This window comes from Xanthobacter cornucopiae (assembly GCF_043195065.2).
Lineage (GTDB): Bacteria > Pseudomonadota > Alphaproteobacteria > Rhizobiales > Xanthobacteraceae > Xanthobacter.
Genome location: NZ_CM195531.1, coordinates 2,684,456 through 2,708,330 on the forward strand (window position 1 = coordinate 2,684,456; position 23,875 = coordinate 2,708,330).

At 70.7% G+C, this 23,875-nt stretch carries 18 protein-coding genes; 10 read left to right on the top strand and 8 right to left on the bottom strand.

Features of this window, described 5'->3' with window-relative positions:
- Window positions 1–180: 180 nt before the first annotated feature.
- The gene (locus tag V5F53_RS11800; RefSeq protein ID WP_393997602.1) at window positions 181–1,884 is read right to left on the bottom strand and encodes an AAA family ATPase; all 1,704 of its coding nucleotides are present in this window, start codon (window positions 1,882–1,884) and stop codon (window positions 181–183) included.
- A gap of 379 nt (window positions 1,885–2,263) precedes the next feature.
- Here V5F53_RS11800 and V5F53_RS11805 point away from each other — a divergent pair, with 379 nt between their 5' ends.
- Entirely contained in the window at window positions 2,264–5,188 is a 2,925-nt protein-coding gene (locus tag V5F53_RS11805) for an EAL domain-containing protein (RefSeq protein ID WP_393997601.1), read from the top strand.
- Window positions 5,189–5,813: 625 nt separating this feature from the next.
- Here the strand turns inward: V5F53_RS11805 and V5F53_RS11810 are convergent.
- The gene (locus V5F53_RS11810) at window positions 5,814–6,431 is read right to left on the bottom strand and encodes a YqgE/AlgH family protein (RefSeq protein ID WP_393997600.1); all 618 of its coding nucleotides are present in this window, start codon (window positions 6,429–6,431) and stop codon (window positions 5,814–5,816) included.
- Window positions 6,432–6,678: 247 nt separating this feature from the next.
- Here V5F53_RS11810 and V5F53_RS11815 point away from each other — a divergent pair, with 247 nt between their 5' ends.
- Complete coding sequence (locus V5F53_RS11815; protein ID WP_393997599.1) at window positions 6,679–7,491, top strand: protein-disulfide reductase DsbD domain-containing protein; 813 nt, start codon at window positions 6,679–6,681, stop codon at window positions 7,489–7,491.
- Between the two features lie 95 nt (window positions 7,492–7,586).
- Entirely contained in the window at window positions 7,587–8,072 is a 486-nt protein-coding gene (locus V5F53_RS11820; protein WP_393997598.1) for a peroxiredoxin, read from the top strand.
- 81 nt (window positions 8,073–8,153) lie between these two features.
- Here V5F53_RS11820 and V5F53_RS11825 read toward each other — a convergent pair whose 3' ends face one another.
- On the bottom strand, window positions 8,154–8,360 hold the full coding sequence (locus V5F53_RS11825; RefSeq protein WP_393997597.1) for a YdcH family protein: 207 nt from the start codon (window positions 8,358–8,360) through the stop codon (window positions 8,154–8,156).
- Window positions 8,361–8,755: 395 nt separating this feature from the next.
- Between V5F53_RS11825 and V5F53_RS11830 the strand changes: the two genes are divergently transcribed.
- The 7 genes from V5F53_RS11830 to V5F53_RS11860 all read left to right on the top strand — a co-directional run bounded on the left by V5F53_RS11830 (window position 8,756) and on the right by V5F53_RS11860 (window position 18,129).
- Window positions 8,756–8,935 (top strand): YdcH family protein, encoded by a 180-nt coding sequence (locus V5F53_RS11830; RefSeq protein ID WP_393997596.1) that lies wholly within the window; start codon window positions 8,756–8,758, stop codon window positions 8,933–8,935.
- Between the two features lie 192 nt (window positions 8,936–9,127).
- The gene (locus tag V5F53_RS11835; protein ID WP_393997595.1) at window positions 9,128–10,948 is read left to right on the top strand and encodes an ABC-F family ATP-binding cassette domain-containing protein; all 1,821 of its coding nucleotides are present in this window, start codon (window positions 9,128–9,130) and stop codon (window positions 10,946–10,948) included.
- Window positions 10,949–11,241: 293 nt separating this feature from the next.
- Window positions 11,242–12,471, top strand: a complete 1,230-nt coding sequence (locus V5F53_RS11840) for an argininosuccinate synthase (RefSeq protein WP_393997594.1) — start codon at window positions 11,242–11,244, stop codon at window positions 12,469–12,471.
- Window positions 12,472–12,547: 76 nt separating this feature from the next.
- Window positions 12,548–14,680: a LodA/GoxA family CTQ-dependent oxidase gene (locus V5F53_RS11845; RefSeq protein ID WP_393997593.1), complete on the top strand. Its 2,133-nt coding sequence runs from the start codon at window positions 12,548–12,550 to the stop codon at window positions 14,678–14,680.
- Window positions 14,681–14,710: 30 nt separating this feature from the next.
- The gene (locus V5F53_RS11850) at window positions 14,711–15,955 is read left to right on the top strand and encodes an FAD-dependent monooxygenase (protein ID WP_393997592.1); all 1,245 of its coding nucleotides are present in this window, start codon (window positions 14,711–14,713) and stop codon (window positions 15,953–15,955) included.
- 116 nt (window positions 15,956–16,071) lie between these two features.
- Complete coding sequence (gene mbfA, locus V5F53_RS11855) at window positions 16,072–17,049, top strand: iron exporter MbfA (RefSeq protein WP_393997591.1); 978 nt, start codon at window positions 16,072–16,074, stop codon at window positions 17,047–17,049.
- Window positions 17,050–17,139: 90 nt separating this feature from the next.
- Window positions 17,140–18,129: a zinc-dependent alcohol dehydrogenase family protein gene (locus V5F53_RS11860; RefSeq protein WP_393997590.1), complete on the top strand. Its 990-nt coding sequence runs from the start codon at window positions 17,140–17,142 to the stop codon at window positions 18,127–18,129.
- Window positions 18,130–18,565: 436 nt separating this feature from the next.
- Here V5F53_RS11860 and V5F53_RS11865 read toward each other — a convergent pair whose 3' ends face one another.
- The 5 genes from V5F53_RS11865 to V5F53_RS11885 all read right to left on the bottom strand — a co-directional run bounded on the left by V5F53_RS11865 (window position 18,566) and on the right by V5F53_RS11885 (window position 23,809).
- Complete coding sequence (locus V5F53_RS11865) at window positions 18,566–20,506, bottom strand: PHA/PHB synthase family protein (protein ID WP_393997589.1); 1,941 nt, start codon at window positions 20,504–20,506, stop codon at window positions 18,566–18,568.
- Between the two features lie 278 nt (window positions 20,507–20,784).
- Window positions 20,785–21,687, bottom strand: a complete 903-nt coding sequence (locus tag V5F53_RS11870) for a CHAD domain-containing protein (protein ID WP_393997588.1) — start codon at window positions 21,685–21,687, stop codon at window positions 20,785–20,787.
- A 191-nt stretch (window positions 21,688–21,878) separates the two neighbouring features.
- Window positions 21,879–22,412: a biotin transporter BioY gene (locus tag V5F53_RS11875; protein ID WP_393997587.1), complete on the bottom strand. Its 534-nt coding sequence runs from the start codon at window positions 22,410–22,412 to the stop codon at window positions 21,879–21,881.
- Between the two features lie 36 nt (window positions 22,413–22,448).
- Window positions 22,449–23,060 carry a CbiQ family ECF transporter T component gene (locus V5F53_RS11880; protein ID WP_393997586.1) on the bottom strand — a complete coding sequence of 204 codons (612 nt, stop codon included), beginning with the start codon at window positions 23,058–23,060 and terminating at the stop codon, window positions 22,449–22,451.
- Window positions 23,057–23,809, bottom strand: coding sequence for an energy-coupling factor ABC transporter ATP-binding protein (locus V5F53_RS11885; RefSeq protein WP_393997585.1), 753 nt, complete (start codon window positions 23,807–23,809; stop codon window positions 23,057–23,059). Before V5F53_RS11885 ends, V5F53_RS11880 begins: the two co-directional genes overlap by 4 nt.
- Window positions 23,810–23,875: the final 66 nt, after the last annotated feature.

Consider the following 23,875-nt stretch of genomic DNA (forward strand, 5'->3'; position numbering starts at 1 on the left):
AGCTCACATCCCCGCGACGCCACCCGGCCAAAAACGACGCCCGCGCCATCTGGCGCGGGCGTGTGAACCTGGGGCGGCGCCCTCGTGTTCGGGACGCTGCATCATCGAAGGCGCCCGCGTCGCACGAGCGGCGCTCACAAAGGACGGCGCTCACATGGGCGGCGCTCACATGGGCGGCGCTCACATGAGCGGCACGTCGAGGGCGCGGAAGATGGCGCAGCGGCGGAACACCTCGATGGTGGGCAGCTGCTGCTTCTGGGCGCAGAACTTGGCCACCAGCTTGGCCAGGCCCTTGATGTCGCGGCCGGAGGTCTCCGGGAACTGGGCAACGAGGGTGTCGATCAGATCGTCCGACAGCGACAGCGCGAACTGGTCCGCCATCACCCGCCAGATCTTGCGACGGTCGTCGGGGCCGGGCGAATGGTATTTGATGAGGGCGATGCAGCGCGAGACGATGGCCTCGTCGATATCGTCCACCCGGTTGGTGGTGAGGAACAGCAGGCCGTTGAAATATTCCAGCACGCGAAGGAACACGCCCACCACCGCGTTCATGGTGAGGTTGTCCTGGCGGCGCTTGATGTAGACATCCGCCTCGTCGATCAGCATCACCGCGCCCCAGCGCTGGGCCCGGGTGAGGGCGTCCTTGAGCTGGCTTTCCATGGTGGCGACATCGAGCCCGAGCTGGCCCGAATGCACCCGGTACAGCGGGCGCTGGATGATTTCCGAATACACCTCCGCCGTCAGCGTCTTGCCGACCCCGGGCGGGCCGGCGCACAGCACCGTGGTGCCGCCCGACTTGCCCACGACGATGTCGTCCATGAGCGTGTTCATCTCTGCGGTGAGAATGTCGATCAGGTCGGTCTGCTCGGGCGGCAGAACCAGTTTCTGTTTCAGCTCCGGATGATATTCATATGGCTTGATGTCATCCACATGCACCCAGACATGGTGGTGCAGCTCCAGATGGAACATCAGGATCAGCGGGTGCACCGGCATGTCGGTGAAGGCACCCTTTGGAATATTGTCCTTAGCCTTCTTCAGCGCCTCATCCACGGCCATGTCGAAGCAATTCTGCTTCTCCGCCTTCTTCACCAGCTTGTCGAGGAAGAAGCCGGAGGTCTCCGCGCCCAGCACCCGGTCGCCGAGCAGTTCCTCGTCGTTCACCAGCCGCGTCGGCGCGCCGGAGGAGGAAAGCACCACGGTGGACTTGCGCGCCCAGTCGGTGTCGCGCCGGTTGGCGGTGGGGTCCTCGGCGAACAGGCCGGTGCCGGTGGCGGAGAATTGCTGGCCATAGCGCCCGCGCCAATCGAAATAGCGAACGATCTGGTCGTCGAACGAGGCCAGCAGGCCGGGGTCCTCCAGCAGCCAGCCCTTGGCCGCCAGCGTGCCGGGAATGGTGAGGCCGCGCAGATCCTTGGAGCGGATCAGCACGTTCTCCATCTGGGTCCGGCCCCGGCTGTTGGCCTTCAGCTCCAGGATCACGCGGCCCGCCTCCTCGTCGCCCGCGGGGGTGAAATCCAGGCGGGTGATGAGATAGGGCTCGGGCTTGCCGCCGGGGGTCATGCGGAACAGCCAGCCGCGAATGCAGGTGTCCACCAGGAACAGGGCCAGCGCGCCGGCCAGCTCCTCCAGGTCGTCGGGGCCGAAGGTCTGGCCCTGGTGCTGGAACACGCGCACCAGGTTGGCGAGCTGCTCATCCTGGCCACGGATCGGCGTCCCGCCATTCTTCTGCACCAGGTCATGCAGGTGGGCGAGTTCGTCCGGCTTCAGCGTGTCGAGCCCCACCTCGACCCGATTGGAGAAACGCGGCTGCGCCAGCAGGTGGGCATGATCGGGAAAGGTGTCCACCAGGGACTCGACGACCAGACGTTCGACGACGAGCTTCATCGATCACCTCATAGGCAGGAGCGATGTCCGGCCTCCGACAAAAACGACGGGCCCGGCATCGGCGGCATGTCACCGAGCGGTTCAGCAAGAAGCGGGCCGATTTTGATCTGGCTCAAATCGACCGGCGCGCAGGCGCTCCCCTGCCGCAGCGGCAGAAACAACCAGCGCCGAAAGCGCCCGGAGCCGCGCCCGTTGGGGATTCCCAGCGCTTCCCCGGCCGGCTAGAGTGGGGGCCGGTCAGGGATCGACGCGACGGCTCACGCCGCGTCTCGACGTGCACGGCAGTATTATGTTACGGTCGGAGCGCCTTGCTCCAGCCGCATGCCTTCGTTAGTGAACGAATCGCCGCCCGACCGTTTCCGGGTGCGGAGACTTGACGTTGCGTTCATTCCTCGCTGCGACCATCGCGCTTGTCCTGGCTGCCGCCTTCGCGTTCCTCGGGTGTGACCCGGCGCGGGCGCTGGAGCCCATCGCGCTGCGCCTCGACGCCAAGGTGACCGACCTCGCCCCCGCCGTGGAGCGCGAGACCACCGACAACGGCCGTTTCCAGATTTCCACCGCGCCCGACTCCGAAGGCGTGGTCCGCCGCATCGAGGTGCAGAGCTCCGACGGGCGCCAGCATGTGGACTGGATCGCCTTCGCCCTCACCAACAACACCGACGAGCAGGTGGATCGCCTCATCGTCGCCCCCTATTACCGCATGGTGGGCTCGGGCCTGTTCTGGCCGGACCTCGGCAACCGGCGCATCATCTCGCTGACGCCGAGCCAGGGCTTCAAGCCGGAGCGGCAGAATTCGCCCGACGCCGACGTGTTCCTGGTGACGCTTGATCCCGGCTCCACCGTCACCTTCGTGGCCGAGCTGGGCTCCCCCACGGTGCCGCAGCTCTATCTGTGGGAGCCGGACGCCTACAAGGACCGGGTGAACGCCTTCACCCTCTACCACGGCATCGTCATCGGCATCGCCGGCCTGCTGGCCCTGTTCCTCACCATCCTGTTCGTGGTGAAGGGCTCCGTGATGTTCCCGGCGGCGGCGGCGCTGGCATGGGCGGTGCTGGGCTATATCGGCCTCGACTTCGCCTTCTGGTCCAAGGTGTTCGGCCTCTCGCCGGTGGCCGAGCAATTCTGGCGGGCGGCGGGCGAGGCCATTCTCACCGCCACCTTGCTGGTGTTCCTGTTCGCCTATCTCAACCTCAACCGCTGGCATGTGCGCTACGTGCACGTGGCGGCCGGCTGGCTCACCTTCCTGGCCGCCCTGGTGGTGGTGGCGCTGCTCGACGCGCCGGTGGCCGCCGGCATCGCCCGCCTGTCGCTGCTGGCGGTGGCGGTGGCCGGCTTCGGCATCGTGCTGTGGCTGTCGCAGCACGGCTACGACCGCGCCGTGCTCATCATCCCCACCTGGTCGCTGCTGCTGGTGTGGGTGCTCATGGCCGGGCTCACGGTGGCCGGGATCATCAGCAACGACCTCGCCGCCCCTGCCCTGTCCGGCGGCCTGGTGCTGATTGTCATGCTCATCGGCTTCACGGTGATGCAGCACGCCTTCGCCGGCATCGGCGTCATCCAGGGCTCCACCTCGGAGCTGGAGCGCCGGGCGCTGGCGCTGGCCGGGTCCGGCCTCATCGTCTGGGACTGGGATGTGGATACCGACAAGATCTACACCTCCCCGGAAGCGGAAGAAGCGCTGGGGCTGAAACGCCATTCCCTGGAAACCGAAGCCGCCGGCTGGCTGGAGGTGCTGCACCCCGCCGACCGCGACCGCTTCCGCGCCACGCTGGACGGCATCATCGACCAGCGCCGCGGCCGCATCGACCAGGACTTCCGCTTGAAGGCCATCGATGGCCACTATCTCACCTTCAACCTGAAGGCCCGCCCGGTGGTGGGGGCCGACGGCGAGGTGGTGCGCTGTGTCGGCACCCTGTTCGACGTCACCGGCGAGCGCATCGCCGCCGAGCGCCTGCTGCATGACGCCGTGCGCGACAATCTCACCGGCCTGCCCAACCGCGAGCTGTTCCTCGACCGGCTCGACCAGGCCCTCACCCTCGCCCGGCTCGACCAGAAGGTGAAGCCGACGGTGATGGTGATCGACCTCGACCGGTTCAAGCAGGTCAATGTCCAGGTCGGCATGGCGGTGGCTGATTCCATCCTGCTCACGGTGTCGCGCCGGCTGATGCGTCTGCTGCGCCCGCAGGACACCCTGGCCCGCATCTCCGGTGACCAGTTCGGCCTCATCCTGATGTCCGAACGCGACCCCGAGCGCATCACCACCTTCGCCGACACCCTGCGCCGCTCGCTCCGCGCGCCCATCACCTTCGCCGAGAAGGAGGTGTTCGTGACCGCGTCCATCGGCCTGGTGCTGTCGGGCCCGGAGGTGGGCAAGCGCGACGACGTGCTCAAGGATGCCGAGCTCGCCATGTATTATGGCAAGCGCATCGGCGGCGACCGCATCGAGGTGTTCCGCCCCGCCATGCGCCAGCAGAAGATCGACCGCGTGGCCCTGGAAGCGGAGCTGAAGGCGGCCCTCGACAATGGCGAGATCTTCGTGCGTTACCAGCCCATCGTTCGCCTGGGGGATCGCGCCATCGGCGGCTTCGAGGCCTATATGCGCTGGAATCACCCGCGCCTGGGTGAACTCACCGCCGCCGAGTTCCTGTCCCTGGCGGAAGAGACAGGGCTGATCCTCGACCTCGGCCTGTTCGTGCTGGAGAAGGCCGCCGGCCAGCTCGCCATCTGGCAGCGCATGCTGCGCGTGGACCCGCCGCTGTTCGTCCACGTCAACGTCTCCTCGCGCCAGCTGCTGCGGCACGACCTGGTGCAGGACCTGAAATCGGTGCTGGCGCGCAGCCACGTGGCGCCGGGCTCGCTGAAGCTCGAGATCACCGAGACGCTGGTGATGGAAAACCCCGAATACGCCGCCGTGCTGCTCAACCGCGTCAAGGAGCTGGGCGCCGGACTGGTGCTGGACGACTTCGGCACCGGCTATTCCTCCCTCGCCTACCTGCAGCGCTTCCCCTTCGACACCATCAAGATCAACCAGCGCTTTGTGCGCGATACCGCCAAGGGGCCGGCGCGGGCGGCCCGGCCCATCATCGTCAACTCCCTGGTGGAGCTGGCCCACGAACTGGGCATGGATGTCATCGCCGAGGGGTTGGAGCGCGAAGGCGAGGCGGTGGAGATGGGCCGCTACGGCTGCGAATACGCCCAGGGCGTGGTGTTCGGCGAGCCGCTCACGGCGGAGGACTGCCGCGCCCTGATCGAGCCGGCACCGGCGGAGCCGAAGAAAAAGAAGAAGAGCGCCGCGGCGGAGTGACCCCGCCACGGGCCGTGGCCAACTGGCTTCCCCAGGTGGCTCCAAAGTGGCTCCAAAGTGGCTCAGCTCAGCGGTGTAGCCAAGTTACGCCGACAGGTGGCGCCGACAACAGGTAGCGTCGCCTTGCGGCGGGAACCCGACAGGGCGCGAAATCTTGCGCCCAAGTCGTACACCAAAGCACCGACGGGCAATGCGATTCGCGATGCAGCCGGAGAGCCGAGGGGGCCACGCGAGGCTGGCCAAGCCCCGCCAAACGTTGCGGTCGCTCGCTCCAGCTTGATGTCGCGATCCTGCGGGATCGCGGGAAAGGGGCCACGCGCGGCCTTTGCGAAGGCCGCTTGGCTGAGGCCGCTCGGCGCAGCCGACGGCGGCTGCCATCGGGCCGTGGCCGGTGGCCTCACACCCGCGTCGCACGCCCTCCAGCCCGAAAGCTCAAGCCGCAGGGCCGAACCCGTGCAAACCGAAAGGCGCGCCCAAAACGATGGCGCGCGCGTTTCGGCCGCGGAATCGCCCGCGGAGGCGCTCATACCAAAGCCTGTGAGCGTGGCTCATGGGCCTTAGGTCACGCCCGCGCGGCGCTTGAGCGGACCCATTTGGCACCGGTCGAAGACCGGGGCCGATGGCATCAGGCGTGTCCGGCCTCGCTGGAGAGCATGCCCGGATCGATGCCGAGCTTGCGCAGCGCCGCGTCGTAACGGGTCTCGATGCTGCGACGGAAGATCAGGTCCGGATCGGCCGGGCAGTTGAGCCAGCCATTGGCCTGGATCTCGGCCTCCAGCTGGCCGGGCGCCCACCCGGCATAGCCCAGCGCCAGCACCGCGCTGCGCGGCCCCGTGCCGCCGGCGATGGCCTTCAGGATGTCGAGCGTCGCGGTGAGGCAGATGCCGTCGTCGATGGGCAGGGTGGAATTCTCGATGAAATAGTCGGCCGAATGCAGCACGAAGCCGCGCCCGGTCTCCACCGGCCCGCCCTTCAGCACCTTCACCGACCCGGCGCTCTCCGGCAGCAGGATGCGTTCGGCCGCCGGCACCACGTCGAGCTGCACCAGCAGGTCGCCGAAGTCGATATGGCTGGCCGGCTGGTTCACCACGATGCCCATGGCGCCCTCGGCGGAGTGGGCGCACAGATACACCAGGGTGCGCGCGAAATGCTCGTCGCGCATGGTGGGCATGGCGATCAGCATCTGCCCGTCGAGGAAAGGCGGGCCGCCTGCCGGCGCATTCGGGGTTTCGGTCGCGCTCATATCACAAGCGTAACCCGGCTCCGGCATTTTGGGAATGCACCAGCACGGGCGGCGCCATCACTTCGGCTTGCCCGTGGGGTGGCGCGGCTGGCGGCCCTCACGGCCTTGTGCGTGCGGACACCGTCGCGGGACCTTTGCGGACGCCGCGCGAGGCGCTACCGCCAACGGCATGCAAGCTCCCGCCCTCCCCCCTGCCGCCGGGCCCGCCGGCCCCCGTCCCGGGCGCCTTCTGGCGTCGGCGGGCGCCTTGATCCTCCTTGCGGGACTGAGCGCCGCCGGCGCCGCCGAAACCGACGCCGTGAGCGTGACCGGCGCCGAGGTCCGGCTGATCGCCGCCGGCGGCACCGCGGCGGTGCGCGAGGCCGGCCTCGAGATCCGCCTGCATCCGCAATGGAAGACCTATTGGCGCTATCCCGGCGACAGCGGCGTGCCGCCGGATATCTCCTTCGCGGGGTCACAGAACGTGGCCGCGGTGACGGTGGACTGGCCGGCGCCGCGGCGTTTCGCGGACGGCGGCAACGGCTTCGCCATCGGCTACAAGTCGAGCGTGCTGTTTCCCCTCACGGTCACGCTGAAGGACCCGGCGCTGCCGGCGCGGCTGGACCTCGACCTGAATTTCGCCGTCTGCGAGGCGCTGTGCATGCCCGCCAACGCGCGGCTCGCCCTGGCCCTCGACGGTCCCGTCGATGCCACGGCGGCGCAGCGCATCGCCGCCGCCCGCGCCAAGGTGCCGGAGCCGGTGGCGCTGGGCGCCGATGGCGTCCCCGCCATCCTCGCCGCCCGCATCGACGCCACGGCGACGCCACCGCGCCTGGAGGTGGAGGCGCGCGTGGCCACCCCCATGGCCGATCTGTTCGTGGAGGGGCCGGACAGCCACTGGGCGCTGCCGCTGCCGCAGAAGACCGCCCTGCCCGGGGGCCTCGCCCGCTTCACCCTGCCGCTGGAGGGGATGCCGCCCGGGGCGGAGCCGCGCGACACGCGCCTCACTTTCACCCTCTCGGACACGCCCCGCTCGGTGACCGCCGAAGCGGTGCCCCAGGCCGCGCCGTCATCGCGATAAGGCGGGCCGGGCGGCGGTACCGGGCCTTTCCTCCTCCGTAAAACCCCGTATTGTCCGGTCGCGGCCACTTGGGCCGCGTCCTCGCGGAGAGAGCCATGTCCATCTCGGTCGGCGACAGCCTGCCCGCCGCCACCTTTCGCGTGCCGACCGCCGACGGTCCGGTGCTCAAGACCACGGACGAGATCTTCAAGGGCAAGCGCGTGGTGCTGTTCGCGGTGCCCGGCGCCTTCACGCCCACCTGCCACAAGAACCACCTGCCGGGCTATGTGGCCCATGCCGAGGCCATCCGCGCCAAGGGCGTGGACACCATCGCCGTGGTGGCGGTGAACGATCCGTTCGTGATGGGCGCCTGGGAAGCCGTCTCCGGCGCCGCCGGCAAGATCCTGTTCCTGTCGGACGCGGATGCCAGCTTCGCCACCGCCCTGGGCCTCACCCTGGATGCGTCCGCGGGCGGCCTCGGCATCCGCTCGCAGCGTTATTCCATGCTGGTCGAGGACGGCGTGGTGAAAACGCTGAACATCGAGAATGCGCCCGGCAAGGCCGACATCTCGGGCGCCGTGGCGCTGCTCGCGCAGCTCTGAGCACGGCGCAGCTCCGAGAATAGCGCGGCTGCGCGCACGGCGCGGGGCGGGGGCCTCCCGGTGCGCCAGCGCGGCGCGCCGTCAGGCGATGATGTCGGGAAACATCTGGTCCTCGAGATGGGTAATGCGGTCCTTCAGCTGCAGCTTGCGCTTCTTCAGCCGCTGCAGCTGGAGCACGTCGGAGCCGGCGACCCCGGTCAGCGCCTCGATGGCCACATCGAGGTCGCGATGCTCCTGCTTCAGCCGCTCCAAGAGGATCTTGAGATCCCGTTCCTCGTCACTGGTCATGCACCCATCCGTCGCAACCCGCGCCCGCCCCGTGCCCGCCGCCCCGCGAGGGAGCCGCGGCAGCGGCGATCCAGCCGCCGCACCGCACCACGGGCCATCCGCCGTCTTCCCCGCCGGCCCGTCCCGAACCGACGGCCTCCGACATCACGCCCCCAACCCGCGCCCCACCAGGACAAGCCCCGGCGACGGTCCCGAAACGATGCCGCCGATGCCTTTTCAGGCGGCGCGCTCGCGGCCTGGGGACGCCGCGACACCCGCCGCCGCGCCCGACGACTATGGCATGGGCGTTTCGCACTGCAAGACATCTTCCCGCGCCGCTCGCAAGAAAGGTGGTCGACTCAGTGTCAACTCCGTGACACACTCCATGGCGTGATGCAGACAGGGAGTGGCTCAGCATGTCCATCCAGTCGCACGTTCAGGAGTTGAAGCGTCGCCACGCGGCCCTCGATCAGGAGCTCGCCCGCGAACTCGCCTCCCCCGCCACGGACTCCGTCCGTGTTGCGGAGCTCAAGCGCAAGAAGCTTGTTCTCAAAGATGAAATGAGGCGCCTGGGCGGCGCGACCACCTTCCATTGATACCGGTTCGGGATGTCGTCGACGTCGGGCTTGCGCCCGGCGGTGATCGTAGCACTGCGCATGCGGCTGCGAGCCCCTGGGCCGGCGTCCCGCGTGAATGATATGTCGCATTCACGACAAAACCGGCGTGGAGCAGCGGCCGTGGAACGCACCCCCTTTGCGTTCCGGCGCCGGTGGCTTTAAGCGGGCGTCATGGCCCCACCGCTGATCCTGCTCCAAGACATCCACCTGCGCTTCGGCGCTACCCCTCTGCTTGATGGGGCGGAACTCTCCGTCTCATCGGGCGACCGCGTGTGCTTGGTCGGGCGCAACGGCTCGGGCAAGTCGACACTGCTCAAGGTGGCGGCGGGCTTGATCGCGCCCGATGACGGGACGCGCTTCTTCCAGCCCGGCGCCACCGTGCGCTATCTGCCGCAGGAGCCGGACTTTGCCGGCTTCGCGACCACCCTCGCCTATGTCGAGGCCGGCCTCGGACCGGGCGACGAGGCGTATCGCGCGCAATATCTTCTGGAGCAGCTCGGCCTTACGGGGCACGAGGATCCGGCGCACCTGTCCGGCGGCGAGGCCCGCCGGGCAGCGCTTGCGCGCGTCATCGCCCCCGAGCCGGACGTGCTGCTGCTGGACGAGCCCACCAATCATCTCGACCTGCCCGCCATCGAATGGCTCGAAAGCGAGCTGAAGGGGCTGCGCTCGGCGCTGGTGCTCATCAGCCATGATCGGCGCTTCCTGGAAACCCTCTCCCGCGCCACCGTGTGGCTGGATCGTGGCCAGACCCGCCGCCTGGAGCAGGGCTTCACCGGCTTCGAGGCTTGGCGCGACGGCGTGCTGGAGCAGGAGGAGACCGAGCGCCACAAGCTCGATCGCAAGATCGTCGCCGAACTGGACTGGCTGCGCTACGGCGTCACCGCCCGGCGCAAGCGCAACGTGCGCCGGCTCGGCCTGCTGCATTCCATGCGCAAGGACCGGCGCGAGGAGCGCCGCGCCCAGGGCAATGTGAAGCTCCAGGTGACCGAGGGCGAGACCTCCGGCAAGCTGGTGATCGAGGCCAAGGCGATCACCAAGGCCTATGGCGAGCAGACCGTGGTCAAGGCCTTCTCCACCCGCATCCAGCGCGGCGACCGCATCGGCATCGTCGGCCCCAACGGCGCCGGCAAGACCACGCTCATCAAGCTGCTCACCGGCGAGCTCGCGCCTGATTCGGGCACCGTGAAGCTCGGCACCAACCTGGAGATCGCCTCCCTCGACCAGAAGCGCGCCGCGCTCGCCCCCACCACCACCCTGCGCGACGCGCTCACGGGCGGCGGCTCGGACTCGGTCATGGTGGGCGGCACCCCCAAGCATGTGATGGGCTATCTCAAGGACTTCCTGTTCACCCCGGAGCAGGCCAACACGCCGCTGTCGGTGCTCTCCGGCGGCGAGCGCGGCCGGCTCATGCTGGCCCGCGCCCTGGCGGCGCCCTCGAACCTGCTGGTGCTCGACGAGCCCACCAACGACCTCGACCTCGAAACCCTGGACCTGCTGCAGGAGATGGTCGCCGACTATTCCGGCACCGTGATCCTGGTGAGCCATGACCGCGACTTCCTCGACCGCACCGTGACCAGCGTCATCATGGCCGAGGGCGGCGGCGTGTTCAGCGAATATGCCGGCGGCTATTCGGACATGGTGATCCAGCGCGGGCGCGGGGTGGAGGCCAAGGCCAAGGCGGCCGCGCCCGCCGCCGCGCCGAAGGCGGAGGGGCCGGCCAAAAGCGAGGCCGCGGCCGCCGGCAAGGGCCGCAAGCGCCTGTCGTTCCATGAGCAGCATGCATTGAAGACCCTGCCGGCCACCATCGAGAAGCTGAAGGCGGAGGCCCAGGCGCTCGCCGCCGTCCTGGCCGACCCCCAGCTCTATGCCCGCGATCCGGCCCGGTTCGAGAAGACCTCCGCCGCCCTCGCCAAGGCCCACGGGGCGCTGGACGCCGCCGAGGAGGAATGGCTGCGGTTGGAGATCCTGCGGGAGGAGCTGGAGGGCTGAGCCCCCAAGCCCGCCCCCCAAGCCCGGCCCCCAAGGCCGGCCCCCCAGCCCGCGCGCCCGCCGGCCCAGCCGGCGGGTCGGGATGCGCCTTGGGCCTCCTCCCCCTCCCTCCGCCCGGCCCACCACGGCCCGGCACTTCCCCGTGCGGGCGCTCTCGTCCGGAAAGGCCATCCCGGCGTGGGGCTCTCCGCCCGTTGGGGGGGCGTCCCCTGCAGGCGCTCTCTTGCCAGCGCGGCGCGCGGGCCTATAGTCCGCGCCGGTTTTCCCCTTATCCCCTTGCATCGAGAGACCTGATGGCGCGTGACGTGAAGAAGGTGGTGCTGGCCTATTCCGGCGGGCTCGACACCTCCGTGATCCTGAAATGGCTCCAGACCACCTACCAGTGCGAGGTGATCACCTTCACCGCCGATCTCGGCCAGGGCGAGGAGCTGGAGCCGGCACGCAAGAAGGCCGAGCTGCTCGGCATCAAGCCGGAGAACATCTTCATCGAGGACGTGCGCGAGGAATTCGTGCGCGACTACGTGTTCCCCATGTTCCGCGCCAATGCGGTCTATGAGGGGCTGTACCTGCTGGGCACCTCCATCGCCCGGCCGCTGATCGCCAAGAAGCAGATCGAGATCGCCCGCAAGACGGGGGCCGACGCGGTGTCCCACGGCGCCACCGGCAAGGGCAACGACCAGGTGCGCTTCGAGCTGGGCTATTACGCCCTCGAGCCGGAAATCACCGTCATCGCCCCCTGGCGCGAGTGGGACCTGACCTCCCGCACCCGCCTTCTGGAATTCGCCGAGCAGCACCAGATTCCGATCTCCAAGGACAAGCGCGGCGAAGCCCCGTTCTCGGTGGACGCGAACCTTCTGCACTCCTCCTCCGAAGGAAAGGTGCTGGAAGACCCGGCCGAGGACGCGCCGGAATATGTCTACCAGCGCACCATCTCCCCGGAGGCCGCCCCCGATGAGGCGACCCTCATCACCATCGCCTTCGAGAAGGGCGACGCGGTGGCCATCGACGGCGAGGCGCTCTCCCCCGCCACCCTGCTCACCAAGCTCAACGCGCTCGGCAAGGCCAACGGCATCGGCCGCCTGGACCTGGTGGAGAACCGCTTCGTGGGCATGAAGTCGCGTGGCGTCTACGAGACCCCCGGCGGCACCATCCTGCTCGCCGCCCATCGCGGCATCGAGAGCATCACGCTCGATCGCGGCGCCGCCCACCTCAAGGACGAGCTGATGCCCCGCTATGCGGAGCTCATCTACAACGGCTTCTGGTTCTCGCCCGAGCGCGAGATGCTCCAGGCCGCCATCGACCACTCCCAGGCCTATGTGACCGGCGAGGTCACCGTGAAGCTCTACAAGGGCAATGCCACGGTGGTCGGCCGCAAGAGCCCCTACTCGCTCTACAACCAGGAGCTGGTTACGTTCGAGGAAGGCGCGGTCGCCTATGACCACCGCGACGCGGCCGGCTTCATCAAGCTGAACGCGCTGCGCCTGCGCACCCTCGGCAGCCGCGCCCGCAAGATCTCGGAATGAGCGGGAACAGCTCAGGTTACGTTTGAAACCGCCCCCGTTTCGCGCCACATTTCGCGCGGAACGGGGGCGACACACCATGGATCGACGCGACCTTCTGAAGGGCGCCGCGGGCACCACATTGCTTGCGGCGACGGCGGCCCTGGGCGCACGGCCCGCCGCCGGCGAGGCGCGCACGCCGGCGGTGGCGCCGGAACGGACCATCCTGCGCATCCACCCGGCCATCGGCGTGGCGCGCGTGGGTAATTCCAGCGCCTATTACCTTGCCCCCGAAACCGCCGCCGGCGAGCTGCCGGCCAGCGGCCCCGCCGTCTGGGGCGGGCTGCCGCTCGACCCCGACACCGGCGCCCCCATCGCCGCCGACGACTTCCGCGACCCGGCCGGCGGCCTGAAGCGGCAGGCCGTGCGCTTCCGCATCCATGCCTACGACACCACTGCCTACCCCACCGGCCAGAGCACCGAGGTGACCCTCGGCGCGGTGGTGAACGGCAGGACGGTGGTGGACATCGTCTGGCAGGTTCACCTCGCCAACAAGAAGCTCTCCTCCTTCGTGCTGGAGGAGGAGCCAGGCCGCGTGGCCGGCCTCAACCGCTATGTGAACGGCCGGCTGCCGCCGCTGCGCAATGCCCGCTTCGGCCCGGCGGAGGCGGTGGAACGGCGCCGCGCGCTGGTCATCGACCCCGGCCCCCGCGCGCTCTCGGCCCGCTCCGACGCCGGCCGGGTGGTGGCCTTCGACCGGACGACGCCGGCCACCGTCACCGGCCCCTCCGGCGCGGTGGTGCCGCTGCCGGCCTATCCACGGAGCTTTCCGGCGGACCATTTCGAGCTCGACGCGCCGCTCGGCCCCATCGACACCCTGGGCGACATGCGCGCCGAGGCCGGCACCGGCCGGCTGGTGCTGGCCCCCGGGCTGGGGCGGACCGTGGGCATCCGTGTCGACGGCGCCGCCCCCACCCTCGGCGCCGGTTACGGCACCGAGAACGACCTGTGGTTCGACGACATCGCCGACGGGCCGGTGACGGCCACCGTGATCTATGCCGACGGCAGCAGCGAACCGGCGGTGGGCGCCTGGGCGTTGGCCGGCGACCCCGGCTTCGCCCCGCAGACGCGCAACGTCGTCACCGCCTGGGACGAGGTGCACGACACCTTCGTGCGCGAGCTGGCGCTCACCCCGCAGCTCTATGCCGGCGGCGCCTTCAACACCGGCTACACCGTCTCGTTCGATGATGACATCCGCCCCTTCTTCAATGCGGTGGTGCTACAGCGCTGGAACACCAACCTGAGCGACGTGGCGGTGGCCGCGCACGCGCTGATCGGCGCCATCACCCCCGCCGACGACCCGCGCACCAAGATCGCCAGCATTTCCGGCCTCATCCGCAACCCGCAGGACCCGGCGGCGCTGACCACCGCCGCCCCGCTCATGCCGCTGGCCCTGGGCGACAACAACAATCCCTATCTCACCGTCACCCCCACCCAGTATTTCATGCTGCGCCAATGGCATGCCGGCCGCTTCGCGCCGGGCCCGCGCCGGGCGCTGGGCGCCGGGGAGGAACTGGACCGGGTGGCCCTGGCCAATTGCCTCGGCGGGCGCTTCAGCCCGGGCATCGAGGTCACGTTCCCGGTGCGCGACCCCAATCTCTACATCCGCGACTGGGCCGACACCGGCCCCTTCCGCATCAATCCCGCGCCGCTCGACTATGCCGCCGCCCGCGCCGACCAGCCGTTCCTCGGCGTCGGCTACATCCCGCTGCGGACGGCGCCGGTGGAGCCGGGTGACGTCACCAAGTTCATGGCCGTGCCCTGGCATGTCGACTACAACCGATGCGCGCTGCATCCGCCAAATCCGAACCCCAACAACGACCAGACCCTCTATTGGTCGTGGCCGGCGGAGCGGCCGGTGGCGGTGTTCCCGGCGGCGCTCTCGCACTTCGATCCCGGCACCGGCTGGACCCCCGGCCGCCAGGTGTTCGCCATCCGCGGCGCCGGCACCGCCACCCTCTATCCCGGCAATTTCGGCCGCTTCCAGAACGACCGCGCGTTCGTGGAAAACTGGTTCAAGACCGGCTTCGTGGTGCAGGCGAGCCGCATCAATCCCGAGGCGCGGCCTCCCGCTGCGGACGATCCGCTGCTGGAGGTGGCCTGCGGCTTCGAGACCGGGCCGGACGACACCGCCCCGCCCTGGCCCCTGTACAATAGCCCCCCCGCGCCCTGAGCGCGGCGACACCTCGCCCCCATGGCGAACATGCAGAGACACGCAGCGCAGGAACCGGCGCACCACACGACGCAGGACACGGGCGCTGCGGCGCCCGTCCCCGAGGCGGCGGCAGTCGCTATCGTCGGCGCTGGAATCGCCGGCTGCGCCACCGCAGTGACGCTGGCACGGCTGGGCGTCCGCCATGTGGTGCTCATCGACGCCGAAGGCGCGGACGATGCCCCGCCCGCTCCCCGCATCGGCGAGACCATCCCTGGCGCGGCGCGGGCGCCGTTGCTGCGCCTCGGCCTGTGGGACCGGTTCCTGGCCGCCGGACACCTGCCCTCCAGCGGCAGTTCCTCGCGCTGGGGCAAGGCGCGCACCGGCTACAACGACGCCATCTTCGCGCCGCTGGGCGGGGGCTGGCACCTCGACCGCGCCGGCTTCGACCGCATGGTGCGGCAGGCCGCGCGGGACGCCGGCCTTCCCCTCCTGGCCCGGACCCGGCTGCGCGGGCTGGAGCCGGGGCCGGCCGGCGGCCATCGCCTGCGCCTCGACGGCCCGGGCGGCGCCGTCCGGCTGACGGCGCGGCTGCTGGTGGATGCCTCGGGCGCGGCGGCGGTGGCGGCGCGGGCCCTGGGCGTCGCCCGCAACGCGCTCGACACGCTGCATGTCCACCATGCGCGCCTGCCCCTGGCCGGAGCGATGCCCGCCCGCACCCTGCTGGAAGCCACGCCGGACGGCTGGTGGTACGCCGCTCCCGTACCGGGCGGCCATGCCATCGTCGCCCTCGCCAGCGACGCCGCCGCCCGGCGCGCGGCCGGCCTCCGGGAGGCCGGCGCATGGCGACAGGCGCTGGCGCGAACGCTGCTGGTCGGCCCCGCCTTGGCGGCGGCACAGGCGGACCTCGACAGGGCGACGCCGCACGCGTCCCCGGCCCCGGTCGCCATCCTCAGCGCCGTCGTCGGGCCGGACTGGCTGGCGGTGGGCGATGCCGCCGCCAGCGGCGATCCGCTGCTGTCCCAGGGCATCATGAGCGCGCTGCAGGGCGGTTCCGACGCAGGGCACGCGGTGGCGCAGGCGCTCGGCGGCAATCCGGCCCCGCTCCAAGCCTACCAGGCCGACGTGTTCGCGCGCTTCACCGCCCATGTGCGCCAGCGCGCCACCTTCTACGCCCTGGAAGGGCGCTGGCCCGACGCCCCCTTCTGGCATCCCCGCCGCCTGCCGGCCCTGGCGGCGCTGCTGGATGCCGCCCGCGACCCGGACCCCGGCGCGCGCACCATGCCAGCGGTTTGAGATATGATACCGGCCGGCCCGGCGCCCCGGGCAATGGCGCGCGGCACAAGCTCCCCATTGAAGCGGAGGCGGAACGGGCTACATTTTAGAATAATTCTACTTTAGGACATTCCACGATGCCCTCATTCTTCCCCGGCCGCCGCCGCTTCTCCGATCTCTCGGAACGGGACGTGCTCGCCCTCGCCATCTCCTCCGAGGAGGACGATGCGCGCATCTACGCCGATTATGCCGACTACCTGCGCAAGGACTACCCCGACACCGCCAAGGTATTCGACGCCATGTCGAAGCAGGAGACCGGGCACCAGCGCAACCTGACCCGCGAGTTCGAGCGCCGCTTCGGTCCCCACGTGCCGCTGATCCGCCGCGAGAGCATCGCCGGCTACTACCAGCGCCGGCCGGTCTGGTACGTGTGCAACCTCGGCCTTGCGCGCATCCGTCAGGAAGTGGGCCTGATGGAGGACGAATCGGCGAACTTCTACCGCCACGCCAAGGACCGGGCCTCCGATCCCGACACCCGCGCCCTGCTGGAGCGGCTGCTGGGGGAAGAACTCCAGCACGAGGAAATCGCCGGCGAATTGGCCGAGCGGTACCTGCCCGTGGACAAGAAGGAGGAGGAGAACGAGAAAGCCCGCCGCCAGTTCGTGCTGACTTGGGTGCAGCCGGGGCTGGCCGGGCTCATGGACGGCTCGGTCTCCACCCTCGCTCCCATCTTCGCCACCGCCTTCGCCACGCAGAATTCCCACACCACGCTGCTGGTGGGCCTGGCAGCCGCGGTGGGCGCCGGCATCTCCATGGGCTTCACCGAGGCGGTGCATGACGACGGCGTCATCTCCGGGCGCGGCTCGCCGGTCAAGCGCGGCATCGCCTCCGGCTCCATGACCGCGCTGGGCGGCCTCGGCCATGCCCTGCCCTACCTCATCCCGGACTTCTGGACCGCCACCGCCATCGCCATCGCCGTGGTGTTCGTGGAGCTGTGGGCCATAGCCTTCATCCAGAACCGCTACATGGAAACCCCGTTCTGGCGCTCGGTGATGCAGGTGGTGCTCGGCGGCGCCCTGGTGCTGGCCGCCGGCATCTTCATCGGCGGCAGTTGAGCCGCGCGCCGCCGGCGTTGCGAAAGATCATGGCGCCGGCGCATCGCCTCGGGCGTAGCATGGGCGGTGCCCGAACCGAGGAGGCCGCCTGTGTTCGCCATGGTCCTGCATCACGCCGGAGGGACGCTGGTCGGCGAGGAGCGGCCTGATCCCGCACCCGGCCCCGGCCAGGTCCTCATCCAGGTCACCGCCTGCGGCGTCTGCCGCACCGATCTGCACGTGGTGGACGGTGAATTGCCCCAGACCCGCCTGCCCATCGTGCCCGGCCATGAGATCGTCGGCCGGGTGGCGGCCCTCGGCGCCGGCGTGTCCCACCTGCGACGCGGCGAACGGGTGGGGGTGGGCTGGCTCGGCCACGCCTGCGGCACCTGCCCCTATTGCGCCGCGCAGGAGGAAAACCTGTGCGACGCCCCGGACTTCACCGGCTGCACCCGCGACGGCGGCTTCGCCACCCATGCGCTGGCCGATGCCGCCTTCGCCTATCCGCTGGGGGAGGATGGCGCGGACGCCGCGCTGGCGCCATTGCTGTGCGCCGGCCTCATCGGCTGGCGCACGCTGAAGATGGCGGGAGACGGCCGGCGCATCGGCCTCTACGGCTTCGGCGCGGCGGCCCACATCATCGCCCAGGTGGCACGCTGGCAGGGACGAGAGGTCTATGCCTTCACCCGCCCCGGCGACACCCAGGCCCAGGCCTTCGCGCGCAGCCTCGGCGCCACCTATGCCGGCCCTTCGGATGCGCCGGCGCCGGAGCCGCTGGACGCGGCCCTGATCTTCGCCCCGGCGGGAGAGCTGGTGCCGCAGGCCCTGCGGGCGGTGAAAAAGGGCGGGCGCGTGGTGTGCGGCGGCATCCACATGAGCGACATCCCGTCCTTCCCCTATCGCTGGCTGTGGGAAGAGCGCAAGATCCTGTCGGTGGCCAACCTCACGCGGGCCGATGCACACGAATTCCTGGCGCTGGCGCCGCGGGCCGGCGTCACCACCCATGTGACGCCCTACCCGCTGACCCAGGCCAACGCGGCCCTTGATGACCTGCGCAGCGGCCGCCTCAGCGGCGCCGCGGTGCTGGTGCCCGACGTCTGAGCTGCCGCACCCCAACCCGCGCGCCAGCCCTGCCTTTCCGAATGCCCCCGCCCCTGCCGCGAGGGCGGTCCGGCGCCCCCCGGATTCGGCGCGCCACACTGCAGCACCTCCAACCCGGGCACCGGCAAGGGCAACGCCCCCGCCGCAGGCCCCCCGCTGGTAGCGCGCTCAATCGCCGCGCCAGCAAGTTCGGCCATCGCTCACGCGACACCCACCGAGTGCAGCGCCCGACCACGGGCGGAGCCCCTCACTTCGGCCCCCAAACGCGGCCCCCAAACGCGGCCCCTGACATGCGGCGCCGGCACGCCGGGCGTTTCCCGATGCGGGGCGCACCGCGGGCCGGGGGCCTGGAAAACCCGGCTTCGCTCCCGAAGGCCACCGGCCGCACCTCCAGCGGGTGGCCGCCGCGCGGCGGTGGCGACGGATGAAGCCGGCGTCAGCGCTCCAGCACGTAGGTCCCCGGTGCCGGGCACAGTGGCGCATAGCCGGGGGCGCCGAGGGGCGGCAGGCTGTAGCTGCCAGCGGACGACCGCGCGCTGAGCCAGGCTTCCCACTCCGGCCACCAGGACCCCTCCTCCGGCCCCAGCACCTCCACCCATTCGTCAGGACCGAGATGCAGTTCGCCGAGCTTGGTGGTGTGGATGCGATAGTGGCGGTGCTTGTGCCCCGGCTCGCTGACGATGCCGGCATTGTGCCCACCGGAAGCGAGCACGAAGGTCACGTCGGTATCGGTGAGCTGGTGGATCTTGTACACCGAGCGCCACGGCGCCACATGGTCGCGTTCGGTGCCCACCACGAACAACGGCACCCGCAGGTTCAGCAGCGACACCGGCCGGCCGTCCACCTCATAGCGGCCGGCGGCAAGGTCGTTGTCCAGGAACAGCTTGCGCAGATAGTCCGAATGCATGCGGTAGGGCATGCGGGTGGCATCCGCGTTCCACGCCATCAGGTCGTTCATGGGCGCGCGCTCGCCCATAAGGTATTCATGCACCATGCGCGACCATACGAGATCGTTGGAGCGCAGCATCTGGAACGCGCCAGCCATCTGCCCGGCGGACAGGTAGCCTTGGTTCCACATCATGCTTTCCAGAATGTAGAGTTCGCTCGGGTCCACGAACAGTTGCAGCTCGCCGGCCTCCGAGAAATCGGTCTGCGCCGCGAACAGGGTCACCGAGGCCAGCCGGTCGTCCTTGGCCCGGGCCATGGCGGCGGCGGCCACCGACAGGATGGTGCCGCCCAGGCAATAGCCCGCGGCGTGGATCTTGCGCCCCGGCACCACCGCGCTCACCGCGTCCAGCGCCGCCATCACCCCCAGCCGGCGATAGTCGTCGAAGCCGAGGTCGCGGTCTTCCTCCCACACGTTCCGCCAGGAGATGCAGAACACCGTGTGCCCCTTGTCCACCAAGTAGCGGATCAGGGAATTATGCGGCGAAAGGTCGAGGATATAATACTTCATGATCCACGCCGGCACGATCAGCACCGGCTCGGCCTTCACCTCGCTGGTGGTGGCGCGATACTGGATCAGCTCGATGAGATGGTTGCGGAAGATCACCTCGCCGGGTGTCACCGCCACGGTCTCGCCGGGCTGGAACGCCTCGGCGCCGGGCGGCGGACGGTTGGCCGCCTTGCGGGTCAGGTCCTCGACGGCGTTGCGCCAGCCCTGAACGAAATTCATGCCCCCGGTGGCCAGCGTGCGGTGCACCACCTCCGGATTGGTGAAGGGATTGTTGGACGGCGAGGCCATATCCAGCAGCTGCCGCACCACGAACGCCACCACCGCCTCGTTGTGGGGATCGGTGCCGGGCACGTCATGGGTGGCGTTGTGCCACCACTGCTGCTGCAGCAGGAACGCCTGCGACCAGAAGCGATAGGGCCACGTCTGCCATTCCGGCGCGCGGAAGCGGTCGTCGCCCTCCAGCGGCGTGATGGCCGGGCCGGTCGAACGGTCGAGGCCGGCGGCGAGCATGCTCGGATAGAAGCGCGCCAGCTTGCGCGCCGCCTTCACCGCCAGCTCGGCGCGCTTGCCCGGCGCAGCGGACAGGTGCATCCACCAGTCGATGAAGGCGAGGGTAAGCGCGGTCGGCGAGAAGCCGGAGGTCAGATGCGCCACCCCGGCGGCCACCGCCCGGTCCACGGCGCGCAAGGCCTCCAGCCCGCTACCCCGGTCGAAATCGCTGTCGTCGAGCCGGCTGAGGGTGACCAGCGCCCGCGCGATCAGCAGGTCCGGACGCGGCAGCTGCCCACCCGCCGGCTCTTCCGGCGCTCCCGCCGCCGTATCGACGCGGGCCGGCAGGTGCGGTGCCGGCGCCGGCTGCGGGACGCCCGACACCGTGTCCCGGACAACATCGGCGGCGGCGACAGGGGGTTCGGCGGGCATGGATCACTCTTCCTTATCTCGCGGCGCGGCACGCGCCGGCCTCTCGTCCCATCGGCTCCGGCCCTCGATTGGGGCGCGATCACACGCCGCTCAATGGCCGTGCGGGCGGGAACCGCCTCTCACCCCGCCGCCGACCACGACGGCGGGACGATTCCGTAGCGCTGGCAGGAAACCACATCGAGGAACCTCCCACATTGGGGAATTTCCCGCATCGCGGCGCTGGCGACGCCACCCTCCATGATTGTGACGAAACACGGCGGCCGCAAGGGCACGCGGCATCACGCCGCCTCGGCCGCCGCCAGGCGCCGCTCGAGCTTGCGCGCGAACTGCCGCGACGACGCGCCGAACAGCGCCTTGTGCTGGCGCTGCGCATGGCGCCGCAGGCGCTTCTGCAGGCGCGCCATGGCGTGATCGAGGCGCTTCACGACTCCAGGCTCCAGCCGGGGCGCGGCATCATGCAGCATGGGGCGCAGGGTCTCCAGATCCTGGAAGGCCCCCAGCACGTCGCGCAGGCGCTGCGCCCGGCCGGCCCGGACCGCGCCCCGGCCGGTGAGGTAGGTCGCCGCGAAACTCATCTGGTATCGATGCGTCACCACCCGCTTGCGGGTTTCATGCAGCGCCACCGCCGCGTCGAGGCGGCCGCGCCGGGCCGCCCGATAGCCCCGCCGCAGGCCGGCCACGAGATCGGCCCCCGCCGCCTCGGCCTCCAGGCCGGCCTCAAGCCGCGCCCCGGCATCGGCGCGGAACCCCGCTAGGATCGCCCGCAACGCCTCCAGATCGCCATCCGCCTGCGAATCGTCAGCCACCCCCAGCGCCGCGCGCGCTGCCTGGAGGTCTGCGGCCAGCCCCACGCCCTCCAGCAGGTCGAGCGCCTCCCGCGCGGTGGCGCGGTCCCGCGCCGGGGCCAGTTGGCGCGCCACCTCCGCCGCGTGGCGGCGCGCGGCGCGGGCCGCAGCGCCCGGCACCAGGCGCAGCAGGGCGCGGTATTCCTTCAGGCTCTTGCGGGCCTCGTGCACCACTTCCACCCCATCCTCCCCGGCCGCCGCGTGCTCGACCTTGCCGAGGGTGGCGCGCAGCGCCGCGGGAAGCGGGGCGGCGCCGGCGCCCGGCTCCACCCCCGCACCGCCTTCGGGAACGGGCACGGAGCCCGGAAAAAGCGGAACCTGGAAGGTCTGTGTCATCGAACACGTTCCGATGCGGATGAAGGGTTGAGCCAAGGGGCGGCGAAGGGGCGGCGAAGGGGAGGCCAAAGGGCGGCATCGCGGCCGGTGAGCGCCGCCCGGGCCCTCCCCCAACGCCACCGCCACCGTCGCGTTCCGGGGCCCGCCCGGACCGCATACAGCGCGCCCGTGGCGGGGTGGTGACGCCGCCGTCAGGACCGCCGGCCGACCCGCCAGGCCTGCAGCACCGTGGTGGCGAGCACCGCCGCGGCCACCGACTTCAACACGTCGCCCGGCAGGAACACCGCGGCGCCGAGCGCCGCCTTCGCCAGGCCGATGCCGGCCACCGCCGCCAGCGCCGGAATGCCGCACAGATACACCACCAGCACCCCGCCCACGAACGCCGCCACCAGCGCCGACGCCAATGGCGCGAGCCGCAGCCGCTCCGCCAGCAGGCCGGTGACGAAGGCGCCGGGTATGAAGCCGAGGAAGAACCCGACCGTGGGGCCCGCCAGCACCCCGAGGCCGCCGCGCCCGCCGGTCAGCAACGGCGCCCCCAGCAGCACCACGAAAACGAACAGCGCCGCCGCCGCCGCTCCGCCGCGCGCGCCCAGCAGCAGGCCCGCCAGCATCACCCCCAGATTCTGCGTGGTGATGGGCACCCCCGCCACCAGCGGCAGGAAGACGGGCGGCACCAGCCCCAGCGCCCCGATGAGCGCCGCCACCAGGGCCACGCGAACCAGCATCCGTGTTTCCAACCCCGTTCCTCCCTGTCGCGGCCGTCAGTCTCGGCCCTCGCGCGCGGAAAAGCCGCGCGCCTCCAGCGCCTCGGCCACCTGGTCGGCGCTCCGCAGCGCGCCGGAGAAAAAAGCGCCCACCAGCGCCAGCCCTGGCCGCCGCCCGCTGCGCGCCCGCCACGCCTCGGCGCGGCCCTGCCAATTGGCCGCCAGCGCCGGCACGAACCGCAGCACCAGCGCCACCGCCAGCGACAGCCGCCGGGCATCGAGGCCGAACCGCCCGAGCGGCCGCAGCACCACCATCAGCGCGTCCATCATGTCCTGCAGGCGGGTGGAAAGGGTCACGAGGTCCGCCAGCAGCACCATCAGCAGGATGCGCAGCAGGCTCACCGCCGCCACCTCGACCGAGGCCGCCCACACCTGCAGCACGCCGATCACCGCCAGCACCGGCAGCAGCGCCCGCCAGCGCGCCAGGCGCGCCACCCCGGCCCGCCCCAGGCCGGCATAGGCCAGCACCACCGCCGCCAGCGCCGCCGCCAGCAGGAACGGGTCGTCCAGCGGCAGCAGCAGCAGGGACAGCAGCGCCAGCGCCACCAGCTTGGCCCCGGCCGGAAGCCGGTGCAGTGGGCTGGTCCCTGCCAGGTAGCCGCCGATCATCGCCGCTCCGCCGCCCGGGCCCGGGCATGCCCCTCGTACAGGGCGATCACCTCGTCCGGCGCCCCATCGGCCGCCACCCGGCCGGCCTTGAGCCACACCACCCGGTCGAAGCCGGCGAACAGGCCGAGGTCGTGGCTCGCCATGATCACCTGCTGGTCGAGGCCGGCGAGCCGCTCGGACAAGGCAATCCGGGTCGGCAGGTCCAGCGCCGAGAACGGCTCGTCGAGCAGCAGCAGGCGCGGCCCGCACGCCAGGGCTGCGAGAATGCACACCAGCTGTTTCTGGCCCTCCGACAATTCCTCCACCGCCCGGTCGCCCCAGCCGGAACAGCCGTGGGCGGCCAGCAGCCGCTCGGCGATGGCGGTGGCGACCGACCGGGACAACCCCTGCTCCAGCGGCCCGAAGGCGATCTCCTCCCCCACGGTGGGGAAGATGATCTGGTGATCCACGTTCTGGAACACGAAGCCCACCTGCGCCGGCAGCTGGCGGCGATGGCGGCGGGTGTCGAGCCCCGCCACCTCCACCGTTCCGGCATCGGGCAGGACCAGGCCGTTGAGGAGCCGCAGCAGGGTGCTCTTGCCCGACCCGTTGTCGCCGATGAGGCCGATGCGCCGCTCGCCAAGGGACAGGTCGAGGCCGCTGAACACCACCCGCGCGCCGCGCGTCACCTCCACCCCGACAAGGCGCGCGCCGCGGTCCGGAGCGGGCGGCGGGGCGGGACGGCGGGGGGAGAGGGAGGGAAACGGCATGGGGCACCTGCGACGCCCTCGATATACCGATCTCCGGCGCGCGCAAGGCCTCCGCCCCGCCATGGT